The 13,358-nt window shown below is 30.4% G+C and carries 12 protein-coding genes; 6 read left to right on the forward strand and 6 right to left on the reverse strand.

All coding sequences use genetic code 11. The features are described from left to right. The 6 genes from wecB to P2G10_RS00100 are packed head-to-tail and all read right to left on the reverse strand — an operon-like array spanning position 1 to position 6,805. Entirely contained in the window at positions 1-1,086 is a 1,086-nt protein-coding gene (wecB, locus tag P2G10_RS00075; protein ID WP_275314637.1) for a non-hydrolyzing UDP-N-acetylglucosamine 2-epimerase, read from the reverse strand. Next, a complete protein-coding gene (locus tag P2G10_RS00080) occupies positions 1,083-2,363 on the reverse strand; it encodes a glycosyltransferase family 4 protein (protein WP_275314639.1) in 1,281 nt (426 codons plus the stop codon). Before P2G10_RS00080 ends, wecB begins: the two co-directional genes overlap by 4 nt. Before the next feature lies 1 nt (position 2,364). Beyond that, complete coding sequence (locus P2G10_RS00085; RefSeq protein ID WP_275314641.1) at positions 2,365-3,549, reverse strand: glycosyltransferase family 4 protein; 1,185 nt, start codon at positions 3,547-3,549, stop codon at positions 2,365-2,367. A gap of 6 nt (positions 3,550-3,555) precedes the next feature. After that, entirely contained in the window at positions 3,556-4,074 is a 519-nt protein-coding gene (locus tag P2G10_RS00090; protein ID WP_275314643.1) for a methyltransferase domain-containing protein, read from the reverse strand. A 32-nt stretch (positions 4,075-4,106) separates the two neighbouring features. Beyond that, the gene (locus tag P2G10_RS00095; protein ID WP_275314644.1) at positions 4,107-6,524 is read right to left on the reverse strand and encodes a YfhO family protein; all 2,418 of its coding nucleotides are present in this window, start codon (positions 6,522-6,524) and stop codon (positions 4,107-4,109) included. A gap of 2 nt (positions 6,525-6,526) precedes the next feature. Next, the gene (locus tag P2G10_RS00100; RefSeq protein WP_275314646.1) at positions 6,527-6,805 is read right to left on the reverse strand and encodes a DUF4834 family protein; all 279 of its coding nucleotides are present in this window, start codon (positions 6,803-6,805) and stop codon (positions 6,527-6,529) included. A gap of 137 nt (positions 6,806-6,942) precedes the next feature. On the opposite strand from P2G10_RS00100, the gene P2G10_RS00105 reads away from it, so the two are divergent. The 6 genes from P2G10_RS00105 to P2G10_RS00130 all read left to right on the forward strand — a co-directional run bounded on the left by P2G10_RS00105 (position 6,943) and on the right by P2G10_RS00130 (position 13,357). Continuing rightward, positions 6,943-8,325, forward strand: coding sequence for a transporter (locus P2G10_RS00105; protein ID WP_275314648.1), 1,383 nt, complete (start codon positions 6,943-6,945; stop codon positions 8,323-8,325). 18 nt (positions 8,326-8,343) lie between these two features. Next, positions 8,344-9,462: a GTP cyclohydrolase gene (locus P2G10_RS00110; RefSeq protein ID WP_275314649.1), complete on the forward strand. Its 1,119-nt coding sequence runs from the start codon at positions 8,344-8,346 to the stop codon at positions 9,460-9,462. Beyond that, positions 9,462-10,172, forward strand: coding sequence for a 16S rRNA (uracil(1498)-N(3))-methyltransferase (locus tag P2G10_RS00115; RefSeq protein WP_275314651.1), 711 nt, complete (start codon positions 9,462-9,464; stop codon positions 10,170-10,172). The genes P2G10_RS00110 and P2G10_RS00115 overlap by 1 nt, the downstream gene beginning before the upstream one ends. Positions 10,173-10,206: 34 nt before the next feature. Continuing rightward, positions 10,207-11,364 (forward strand): helix-turn-helix domain-containing protein, encoded by a 1,158-nt coding sequence (locus P2G10_RS00120; RefSeq protein WP_275314653.1) that lies wholly within the window; start codon positions 10,207-10,209, stop codon positions 11,362-11,364. 453 nt (positions 11,365-11,817) lie between these two features. After that, complete coding sequence (locus P2G10_RS00125) at positions 11,818-12,459, forward strand: DUF4159 domain-containing protein (RefSeq protein WP_275314654.1); 642 nt, start codon at positions 11,818-11,820, stop codon at positions 12,457-12,459. Next, positions 12,443-13,357: a bile acid:sodium symporter family protein gene (locus P2G10_RS00130; RefSeq protein ID WP_218772937.1), complete on the forward strand. Its 915-nt coding sequence runs from the start codon at positions 12,443-12,445 to the stop codon at positions 13,355-13,357. Before P2G10_RS00125 ends, P2G10_RS00130 begins: the two co-directional genes overlap by 17 nt. The last annotated feature ends 1 nt before the right edge of the window (position 13,358 follow it).

The raw sequence follows: 13,358 nt of genomic DNA on the forward strand, positions 1-13,358 counted from the left end.
TTATTCTTGAATTAATGCTACTATAGCTTTATATATTTTCTCCCCTACATTCTTACCATATAACGCTTCTTTAAATGTTTTTTCTGAATTTAAAAACTCGTTGAAAGCATTGGTTATTTTCTTCGGATGTGTTCCTGTAATTGTAGCATACTTATATGTTACCAGTTCTGTCCATTCGGTTTCCTCTCTCGCTATAATGCAGTGCTTTTTATTAAAAAACGCTTCTTTTTGGAGTCCTCCACTATCGGTAACCACCAAACTACATTTTTTTAACAATTCTAACATATCAAAATAACCAACAGGATCTATAAAAGTAATATTAGGCTGTAAATTATACTCAGCTAACATTTTTTTAGTGCGAGGGTGTAATGGCAATACTACTTTTTTTGTTGTGTTTATTGTTTCTAAAGCAGAAAAAACTTCAGTTAATTTCTCTTTAAAATCGGTATTTTCCTGACGGTGAATTGTCGCCAAAACAAATTCATTTTCTAATAGACCTAAATCGCTTATAATAGTGGATTTCTCTTCAGAAAACTGTCCGTAAAATTCAACAGCATCTTTCATAATGTCCCCATGCTGTTCTATCTTAATATCTAAATTATTAAAACCTTCTTTTTCTAAATTATCCATAGCAACTTGTGTAGGACAACTTAATAAATCAGCAATCCTATCTGTTACGATACGATTCACTTCTTCAGGCATTTGCATATTAAAAGAACGTAAACCAGCCTCAATATGCACCACTTTTACATGTAATTTCTTAGCAGCTAAAGCTCCTGCAAGTGTAGAATTAGTATCACCATACACCACAACTACATCCGGTTTTTCTGCTATTAAAATTTTCTCAATTTTTTCTAGCATCTGCCCTGTCATGGCACCGTGACTTAAACCGTTAATATTTAAATTATACTTTGGCTTTGGTATTTTCATTTCATCAAAAAAAACTGCACTCATATTGGCATCAAAATGCTGACCAGTATGCACAATTATCTCTTCAACCTCATTATATTTTTGTATCACTCGGCTTAACACAGCTCCTTTTACAAACTGAGGACGAGCGCCTAATATGGTAACTATTTTCTTCAAGAATTTATTACTTGTTTAAGTATTACTGATAGTTGTTTGGTTAGTTCTTTGCGATGGTATTGCTCGATATTTACAGATGAAACTTCTAACGAGTTTTGTTGGTATTTTTTATACAAATCACTAACTGTCTTTTTTAATTGCTCTTTCTCATTAAAATCAACTATACTACCTGCGTTTGTTTTTGCTAAAATCTCCGCTAAATCACCATCTTCCGGACCAATTGCTAAGATAGGACGTTTTGCTTGTAAATATTCAAAAATCTTTCCTGTTATAATTCCTTTAGCGCTTGGCACTTTATTTACCGCTAATAATAAAACCTGTGAAGCTCGCTGATACTGTTGTACTTCTTTATGAGGCACATAATTTATGCGTGTTACATTTTTAAAGTCGTATTTTTTTAAATCTGCTACAACATCATCAGATAACTTTCCGATCAGTTTTATTTCTAAATCGTTTTTAAAGTCGGTATTTTCTTCGGATAATTCGGCCAATGCTTTCCATAACGTTTTCGGATTTCTATCTGCATTCATCAACCCGATATGTGTAATGGAAAATTTCGAATCTAAAACAGTTTGATTATTGGTGTTTTCATCAACATCATACCCATTTGTTACCACGTGTATGTTATCTGAAAACACCTCATAATTAGCCTTCATTGTTTTACCAACCACCAAACTTGCATCGGCATTTTTAAGGACTTCTTTTTCTAGTTGATGGTGTTTTTTTATCGCTTTTTTAGTTAATGGCAATTGATGAAAATAATCAATATCCGTCCAGGGATCTCGAAAATCTGCGATCCACTTTACATTTGTTTTTTTCTTTAAATGCAATCCGATTAAATGCAAACTATGTGGCGGACCTGTGGTAATAATTGCATCAATCTTATTTTCTGTCAAGTATTTTTCGAGGTATTTTACAGATGGTTTTACCCAATATTTTCGTGCATCCGGAATAAAATAATTAGCTCTAACGTATTGTAGTATTTTTCCGAAAAAAGTCGGATTCGGATTTAAAAAACCAGCACTTGTTTTGGTTTCTTTCTTTTTAAAGATTGATAAAAGATCATTTGGTTCCCAAATACCTTTTTTTATTACTTCAATATCTTTAGGAACGTCATTTGCTAAAGATTCGTCTATAATAGGATACTTAGCTTCATCAACCGTATATACTACAGGTTCTATATTAAAATCGCGTAAATATTTTACAAATTTTAACCAACGCTGCACACCAGAACCACCTGCCGGAATCCAATAATATGTAATAATTAGTACTTTCAAATTATAAATTATTGTATAAATCGATTAAACCTTCTGAAGTTTTATCCCAAGTAAATTCATTTTTAACAAAATTTTCTCCGTTTTTACCCAATTCTTCTCTTAAAGTAGGATTGTTATATAATGTTAAAACTTTATCCTCAAAATCTGCTACATTTTGTGCTTCATGCACCAAACCTCCGTTAATTTTTTCAATTAAATTTTTCTGAGCAATCGCGTTACTTACCAATAAAGGTTTTGCTAAACTCATATATTGAAACAACTTATTTGCATAAGCTACATCATGTTGAATATTACGTCGTAAAGGTGAAATACAAATATCGCTTGCTTTTATATAAGACGGAAATAACGATACGTTTTGCCAACCTTCAAAATCAACAAAACTCGATACTTTCAACTTTTCAACTTCTGCTTTTAAAATATAATCGGTGGTATTCTTACCTACAATTACCAATTTAACAGTCGGTATTTGTTCTTTTAATTTTACAACAGCTTTTATTGCCGTTAGTAAACCTCTACGAACATGCGTATCTCCCAGATAAAGAATTACAAAATTTTCTTTATACTTTTTGATGATGGCGGTATTCAGCTCAAAGGCATTGTAAAAAGATTTACGAATGGTATTTGGTACTAAAATTACTTTATTTCTAGCAATTTTAGTTCTAAGAACTACTTCATTAACGAACTCTTGAGAAACAGTAATTACTTTATCAGCCTTTTTAATAAATGCTTCTTCTTTTTGCTGCCATTTTTTTGGAGAAATGATATATTTTCCTGGAAATTTCTGCAAGTGCGGATAAAACTTCATCACCTCAGGCATATTATCATGCAAATCTAAAACGACAGGTAATTGCTGTTTTTTATTAGTTAAAAAAACTGAATCAGCGATTCGGATATCATGAATATGTATCGCTTCAATCTTATTTTGAAACAAAAAATCAGCAATCTTCTTTTTCATCAATAATGAATAAAAAGGAACGGTGTACGCTAAAGCGGATAGTTTATACTCCAACTTATTAGATTGGTATCGCTTAACATTAATTTGGTTGATCGTTTCTTCCTGCTGTTCCCCTCCATAAGTCAAACAAAACAAGAACACTTCATGTCCGTTTTTTATCAACTCAATTGCTTCATTCTCTACACGAGGATCTGGCGGAAAAACCTTATCCAATATCATTCCTATTCTCATTTACAACTACTTTCTTTCTGCGTAAACCGCATAATATCTCGGAATAAATTTCCTTAATATAGGTCTGAAACCTATTTTATTAACAGGGCTTGTCCATTTTTCTGACTCAACAATATTCCAGTCCGATTTGTCTAATAACCAATCAAATTGCCAATCTTCAAACTCATGATAATGTCTATCCCAAACATCCGTTTTACTTCTGTAGGCATTTGCGAACCATAATTTCAACGGAACAGTGGTAATTAATTTTGTTGCTTTTATTTCCTTTAAAATATTTAAAGGTGCCAACATGTGTTCGAAAATTTCAAACGATGTTACTGCATCTACTTCGTGCTCTTTTACAACATCAGTAATAAAATCTAAATCCTCACCTTTGGTATTAATCACGGTATAACCATGATTTTCCATAATTTCTGTAAACCTATTTCTAGTTCCTAAATCTAAAATAGTTGCTGGTGCAGGTAACACCTTCTCTAAAAATTTTATCGTGTGGTTATATCTCTTTTGAGGATAATATGTTTTCATTAATTTTTATTTAAAAAAATTGAATTCTAAATTTATTTTTGCTTTTTCTTACGAATTACAAACCAGCCAATCGGAATTAGCAATAATAACGCATAACAACATAATGTAATTATATTTCCGGTTCGTATTACGGTTGGTTCGTATTTAAATACAATTTCGTGTTTTCCTTTTGGTATATTCATACCTCTAAGTACATAATTAACTTGATAATGTTCAGTTTTAACGCCATCTAAATAAGCTTTCCAACCATCTTTATAATAGATTTCTGAAAATACGGCAAACTGATTTTCTTGCGTAGCTGTTTTATAAACTAAGGTTGTTACATCATTTTTAATTAATGTAATTGTAGCTGTTGAATCTTTTTTGAATAGATTATTATAATCCATATATCCTTGTGGACTTCTTTTTAATTCTCGTCCATTAATTACAGCTGATGTTTTAGTATTTAAACTATCTAAAGCAAGTATCTCTTCATTTGCTGAATTAACTATTTTTAAAGAATTAACAAACCACGCATTTCCGTTTGCATCGGTATTTTCCTGAAATTTATCATCACCAACAATAACGTATTTTGTATTCAACATATTTAATACATTGATGTTATTTTTTGCTATTTGATAATCAAACAACTCTTGATAACGTTTCATTTTAGCAGCATGATAACCACCAATCGAATTATGAAAATACGATGTTCTACCATCTTGCATTGGGTTTCCACTAAAATTAGCAACACGGTAATAACTTTTATCTTTTAAAATATCTTTATCAGCTTGGGTTGGTGTAAATGGTTTTAACACCTTTCTTGCTGATGTAAAATCTTCTTTATTTACGTATTTAATATCCACCGATACTAAATCGAAAACAATTAAACTCCCTAAAATAATTAAAAGCGGCACTTCTTTCAGTTTCCCTTTTAGATAAAACCACAACAAAGCTGCTGCTGCTAAAATCAATAAAAATGAGCGAACACTGTCATTAAATAACATTGTTTTTCTATCTGAAATTAAGGCATCTATTAAAGTTGGTAATTCTTGATATTGGCTATCTCTTAATCCTTCAAAAGCAAATAAACTAGATCCGAATACCGCAAAACCTAAAGTAATTCCTCCTAAAACATAAAATGCCTTTTTTAGCGCTTCTTCTTTTTCTTCGGATGTAGGTTTTGATGAAAAGAAATCTCTTAAAGCGATCATTCCTAATAACGGCACACACAATTCTGCAATTACCTGAATAGATGAAACCGCTCTAAACTTATTATATAACGGCACATAATCAATAAAAAAGTTTGTGATTACTGAGAAATTCTTTCCCCAACTTAACATGATTGAAAAAATAGTAGCGGCTACTAACCAATTTCTTAAACGTCCTTTTACTAAGAAAACTCCTAAAAAGAATAAGAAAAATAAAATAGCACCAATATATGCGGGCGCTTCAACAATTGGTTGTGTTCCCCAATAGGTTAACACCTGACTTGAATAATCTTTGGCGACACTTTTACCTGCGTTTTGTTCTAAGACTTGATAAAAACTAGAATCTTCTCCTAATTTTTCAACCGTTCCTCCGCCCATAAAACGAGGAATTATTAAGTTAAAAGTTTCTGCAATTCCGTAACTATATTCGGTAATGTACGATTTATCTAATCCTGTAGATTTTTCTTTTGGTGATCCGTCAGAAGTAATTGTTAATTCCGATTTTCCTCGCGTACTAAAATCACCGTATTCTTTCATTGATAATAATCGGGTAGAATTTACGCCCAAACCGATAAACATTGCCACCAATAATACCGCTGCTTGTTTTGCGAATACTGGTAATGTTTTGGTTTTAAAAGCTTCTATAAATTCTACAATTGCCAATATCAACAAACAAAAACCTAAATAATAAGTCATCTGCGGGTGGTTTGTATATACCTCCAAAGCCATTGCCAAAGCTGTAATTACAAACCCGACTAAATATCGTTTTCTAAAAATATATAAAACTCCGGCTATTACCATTGGCATATACCCAATTGCATGTGCTTTTGCATTGTGTCCTGCTCCGAAAATAATTATTAAATATGTTGAAAATCCGAAAGACAAACTCCCTAAAATGGCAAGTTTCCAATCTACTTTTAGGGCTGTTAGCAACAAGAAAAATCCTAAGAAATATAAAAATAAATAATCTGCAGGACGTGGTAAAAAACGAATTGCTTTATCAATATAACGCACGAAATCATTCGGATAATACGCACTAACCTGATATGCAGGCATACCGCTAAAAGCATTTCCTAGCCAATAAGGTTCTTCGCCATTGGCAATTCTATAGTCTTTTACCTCTTTCGACATTCCTATAAATTGGGTAATGTCGCTCTGTTTTATTTGTTTTCCGCTTAAAACCGGATTAAAATATAGCAGCGATATAATTGCAAAAACAACAATTGTTATCGCATACGGAATCATTTTTTTATAATTCATGCTTAATCTATTTCTTCAAAATCAACATATTCTCCTACAGAATTATTGCTTTGTTTTGAATCTTGTGGTTTTTTATCTACAACAGTTTTTCCTTCATCAACAGTGCTTTCTTGTTGATTATTATATTGTTGCGCTGCTTTTTTCTGAACTTTATCTACCGCTTTTTTTAATAAATAAGGAGCAAATAACTTCACCAAAAATTTTAGCACGTAATAAACAAGTATAATTATTAATATAGTTCTTAAAAAATTCATAGGTCCAGCTTCATTTATATGTGTCATCTTAACTTTTAATAAAAAATTAATCAAAAATAACAATTTGAAGCAAAACGAAGCGTTAAGACTTTACAAAACTTATATTATATAGTAATTTGTATTTTATGTATGTTTGTACTAATTGTATTAATTGAATTTACAACATGATTAAGAAACTTCTTTTGTTTATTGCTTTTTTGTCAACTTTGGTTGTAAATGCCCAATACACAACGGTTATAAACTCCAACCGTCCGGGGTTTTCTGAAAGTCCGTACAGTGTAGGTTCTGGTGTATATCAGTTTGAAACTAATTTGTTTTTTAGAAAAATAAACGCAACACCTACTTTTAGCAATCCAGAAGCTTTTGGTTTGAATTTATTATTTAGAACTAGTTTTTTTTCTGAAAAATTAGAATTCAACTTAAACACGAGTATTCAAAGAGATAAAATAGCTTTTAAAAACCTATTCGAATCCTCTTACAACAAGGTAGGATTAGGAAACTTAACATTAGGTGCTAAATATTTAATATACGCACCAAAATACAACGACAAGAAAAAAGAAATTAGAAGTTGGAGAGCAAGACATTCTTTTGATTACAAAAGATGGGTTCCGCATATCGGTATTTATGCTGGATTAAATTTTGGAAGTCTCTTAAATGAACCACATAAAGAAGGAGGTATTAGTCCGAAGGTTGGATTATTACTTCAAAATGAATTTTCTAGTAAATTAAATGTGGTAACAAATATTTACTATGATAATATAGGAACCGATTTTAGCGAACTGTCATATATTGTTACGGGTACTTATAATTTTAATGATTATTGGTCTGGATTTGCGGAATGGCAAGATATTTTTGAAACCTACGAACGTAAAAATAATATTGGTGTTGGTGCTGCCTATCTTTTTAGTGAAAACATGCAATTTAATGCAGCTGTTAGAAGTAACTTTAATCAAGACGAAATAGGTATTACAACAAGTATTGGAGTTTCGTACAGATTAAACAGACACAAAGACAAATTCCTTGAGGTAGATGAGTTTGGTAATAAAATTGAAGCACAAAAAACTACTAAATACACTCAAAATAAAGGTTTCTTTGGCCGCTTGTTTGATAACATAAAAGGACTATTTAAAAAGAAAGACAAACAAACTATAACGATAAAAGAAGGCGAAAAAGAAGAGGAAATAACTATTGACAAACCAAGAAGAGAACGCTCTAAATCGTTAGTTGATGTTATTGTTAAAGAAGATATAAAACAGAAGAAAAAAACAACAAAAGCAGAAAAGAAAGCAGCTAAAAAAGCTAAAAAAGATGCTGAAAAAGCTGTTAAAAATAAAGAAAAAGAACGTTTAAAGCTCGAGAAAGAAATAAAAAAACTTGAAGAGAAGGAAGCCAAAAACAAAGAAAAAGAGCGACTTAAACTCGAAAAAGAGGCTATAAAAGAAGCCAAACGTAAAGAAGAAGAACGTTTAAAGCTTGAGAAGGAAATAAAAAAATTAGAAGAAGACATAAAGAAGGAAGAAGAAAAAGAGCAGAATAAGGACAATTAAAAATTTTACATTTGCTGTATGATTAAAATTAAAGAAATAACATCAAAAAAGGAAATGAAACAATTTGTTAAATTTCCTTTTTCTCTTTATAAGAATAATAAAAACTGGGTTCCTCCTATTATAAGTGATGAAATTGACAATTTCGACTCAAACAAAAATCCTGTTTTTGAAAACGCAAAAGCTAATTTTTTAATAGCTTTAAGAGATGATAAAATTGTAGGAAGAGTTGTTGCTATTATAAACACGTACGAAGTCGAAAAACAACACATTAAAAAAATACGATTCGGTTGGTTTGATGTTATTGATGATGTAAAAGTTACAGAAGCTTTACTCGATAAAGTTAAAGAAATAGGAAGAGCGCACAACCTCGAATATATGGAAGGGCCTGTTGGCTTTAACAACTTAGATAAAACCGGAGTACTTGTTGAAGGTTTTGATCATATTGGCACCATGATTACTTGGTACAACCACCCTTATTATTCGAAACATTTTGAGCAGCTAGGACTAAAGAAGGAAAAAGAATATTTAGAAAATAAATTTCTTTTTAAAAATGTAGATGGCGTAAAGTACGGAAAAGCAAGTAACATCATTCAGAGAAGGTACGGTTTAAAACCGTTAGATTTTACATCGACCAAGGCTATTATGCCTTATGTTGATGAAATGTTTGAATTGTTTAGCAAAGCCTACTCAAAATTATCCACTTATGTACCTATTTCCGATGCTCAAGTAACACACTTTAAAGAAAAATACATCAGTTTTATCAATCCAGAATACATAAAGTTTGTGGTAGATAAAGATCATAAACTCGTTGCTTTTGCTATTGTAATGCCTTCTTTCTCTGTAGCTTTACAAAAAGCAAACGGTAGCCTTTTTCCTTTCGGACTTTTTCATTTATTAAACGCTAGAAAAAATTCAAAAGACGTTACCTTTTATTTAATAGGTGTAGCGCCTGAATATCAAAACAAAGGTGTTTTTGCTATTATTTTTAAACAATATTGTGATACTTTTTCTAAAAAAGGAATCGTAAATTGTATTAGAACTCCGGAATTAGAAGACAATACCGCTATCCATCAAATATGGAAAGACTTTAATCCGACTACACACAAACGACGAAGAACTTATAAATTAAATTTATAATGCAGTTATTTTTTAATCCCAATATCACTCCAGACACCAAACAGATTAGGTTTGACAAAGAAGAGAGCAGGCATATTGTGCGTGTTTTAAGAAAAAAAGAAGGTGATATATTACACATTACAAACGGTAATGGTTTTTTGTTTTCAGTAGAAATAGCAATTGCAAGTGATAAAAAATGCCTTGCAACGGTAATAAAAAAAGAAGAAAAACCTAATAACAGGGATTATTATTTACACGTAGCTATTGCACCAACTAAGAACAATGACCGGTTAGAATGGTTTTTAGAAAAAGCTACCGAAATTGGTATTGATGAAATTACCCCAATTATTTGTGATAATTCGGAGAGAAAAGTAATTAAGATTGAGCGATTATCTAAAATTGTACAATCTGCCATGAAACAATCTTTACAATTTACCTTACCAAAACTTAACGACCCTGTAAAATTATCAACGTTTATCAAACAAGATTTTACAACACAATTATTCATAGCACATTGCGAAGAAAAAAAAGATGAGAACTTCTTAAAAGATGCTGCTACTAAAAGTGCTGAATACACTATTTTAATTGGACCGGAAGGTGATTTTTCAACAAAAGAAATAGCGCAAGCTTTAACGGCTAAGTTCACTCCTATTTCACTAGGAAAAAACCGTCTTCGTACAGAAACTGCTGGTTTAAATGTGGTTCAGAACATTGCTTTTATAAATCAATAATTCTTTTTTGTATATTTGATTTAAAACATTGCTTTTGGATACCTCCACCCTATTTAATTTCTTTTTACTTATTAGTGCTTTGCATGGTTTTGCTTTTAGTATTATACTTTTCTGTTCAAAAAACGGAAGAGAAAAAAGTATGCTTTACTTAAATTTATTGATACTTACCATATCCTTAAATAACATTCAGTCTTGGGCTTTAGAATTAAAACTATTTCAACATAAATTCTCATTAGATTACCTACAGATACCTTGGCATTTTTTAGCAATGCCATTTTTGTACATGTTTCTAATAAACTATTTAAGCTTATCTAAAAAATCATACAATATCTTAAAGGTAATGATTCCTTTATTTTTTGTGATAATAGCGGCACAAATTACTTTTGTTTTCAATTACAGTAATTCTCCTTCTCAAGAAAAGTTAAACTACATATATGAACGCTATACATCTTTCGAAGAGATGTTTAGCTTATTTACCTCTTTAGGTATTTTTATATACTCCTTTTTTATTCTTTATAAAAAAGAAAAATTTTTTACCAAAATACTATCTTTTGATAATTTAAAGTGGATACATACATTTTTTCAACTTACGGCTGTAGGTTATATGTTATGGATACTTGCTTTAATTATTAAAGTAAATATGAATTTTACCGGTTTTATATTTTCATATTATCCGCTTAGAGCTTACACTACAGTACTTATTTACTGGTTAGGTTACCAAGGATTTAAGCAAATAAGAATATTAAAAGAACGTAAACACATAAGAAAATCATTATTAATTAATTTAAATAATGATGTTACTGAAGATTTTAAATTAAAATCAGAAGAAGTATCTTCAGAGAAACACAAGGAGCAATTTATAGAAATAGATACTTTTATTGACAAGAAAAAGAAATATTTGGTATCAAAATATACCTTACAAAACTTGTCTAAAGACACCAAATTAAGCTCAAGCACACTTTCTTTAATTATCAACAACATTGCTGGTAAATCTTTTACTGACTATCTAAATGAAAAGAGAATTAATCAGGCTAAATTACTTTTATTAGATACCGATTATGCCAAGTATACTATAACTTCTATTGGTCTAGAATCTGGATTCAATTCTAAATCAACATTTTACACTGTATTTAAAAAACATACAAGCTATACTCCTGTTCAGTACAAGGAGGTTCAAACTAGTTTAAATTAAACTTTTTTTTAAAATAAACAAGTTCGAAATCATCCAATTTGGATGATTTCGAACTCAATTCAATGATTTTAAAATTATATTTGAACTGTTAAATATGATTTATAGAACTTAAAATTTTTGAAGGGGTTTTATTTTCACAATAATCGTATTAAAAATGCATTGAGGTGATTCTCAATAGTGAAAAAGGAAAAGGAAAAACACCAATATCATTATTGGTGTTTTTTTATTATATTTAATTTCACCACTACTTTAATACATATAACATAAATTTAACACGAATAAACTACCTTATATATAAAAAACACATATATTTGAGCTATAACATTATATAATAGCTTGAAGTATTTAAGGGGAATTTTCAACTATATATAATTCCTTATCAGGAAAAAATTAAGCACCAATAGAAATATTGGTGTTTTTTATTATATTGCTGTTTAAATGCTAAATTCTTAAATGAAAAACATCATAGCTTTTATCCTTATTCTATATTGTTCTGTTATTTTCTCACAACAAATTGCTGTTTTAAAATACAAAGGAGGTGGAGATTGGTATGCAAATCCAACGGCATTACCTAATTTAATAAAATTCAGTAATAATAACACAAATACATTTATTGATACTGATATTAATACCGTAACTCTAGAGGATGATACCATTAATAATTATCCTATTATTTTTATGACCGGTCATGGCAACGTATTTTTCACGAATGAAGAAGCCACCAACCTTAAAAACTATTTAATCTCCGGTGGTTTTTTGCATATATCAGACAATTATGGATTGGATACCTATATACGAAGAGAATTAAAAAAAGTTTTCCCAAAAAGTGAATTTCAAGAAATTCCGAATAACCACCCAATCTATAATCAAACATTTAACTTTACTAAAGGATTGCCAAAAATTCATGAACACGATAAAAAACCGGCTCAAGGATTTGGTCTTTTTCATAAAGGTCGTTTAGTTGTTTTTTATGATTATGAAAGCGATTTAAATGATGGTTGGGAAGATGCTGCAATTCATAACAATCCTGAAGAAACTAGAATAAAAGCTTTTAAAATGGGATCAAACATTATAGAATATGCTTTTAAAAATTAATGATCTACAAATAGATAGTATCAAAATAAATTTTGATACTGAAGGTTTATGGCTTTTAAATATTGCCATTGCTATAATTATGTTTGGTGTTGCGTTAGGTATAAAATTAGAAGATTTTAAACGGCTTTTAAAAAAACCAAAAATTGTTTTTGTAGGTGTACTTTCTCAGTTTATATTGTTGCCTGCTGCTACTTTTTTAGCTATTATTTTAATACAACCACACCCTAGTTTTGCCCTAGGAATGATGATGATTGCAGCCTGTCCTGGCGGAAATGTATCTAACTTCTTTAGTAAGATGGCTGGTGGTAATGCTGCTTTATCTGTCAGTTTAACTGCTTTTGCAACACTTTTATGTATTGTAATGACTCCTCTTAACTTACATTTTTGGGGAAGTTTATATGAACCTACAAACGCTATTTTAAAGACGGTAGAGTTGAATCCGTTTGAGTTATTTAAACTTGTTTCTTTAATTTTAGGTATTCCATTACTATTAGGAATGCTTATAAAGCATTATCATTCTGAAATGGCTAATAAGATAGAGAAGGTTTTAAAGCCACTCTCTATGACCGTGTTTATCTTATTAATTGTAATTGCTTTCTCTCAGAATTTATCCATTTTTACGAATTATATTCATCATGTATTATTCTTAGTGGTTTTTCATAATATCTTTGCATATGTACTTGGATACTCAACTGCCAAAATTTTTGGCTTAAACAAATCTGATTCTAAAACAATAGCCATAGAAACCGGCATTCAGAATGGCGGATTAGGTTTACTATTAATATTTGGATTTTTTGAAGGCTTGGGTGGAATGGCGCTACTAGCTGCCTTTTGGGGTATTTGGGACGTTTTCTCTGGAATGCTATTAGCCACCTATTGGGGAAGAAAAAAACAATAAC

Source organism: Tenacibaculum bernardetii (assembly GCF_029125915.1).
GTDB lineage: Bacteria > Bacteroidota > Bacteroidia > Flavobacteriales > Flavobacteriaceae > Polaribacter > Polaribacter bernardetii.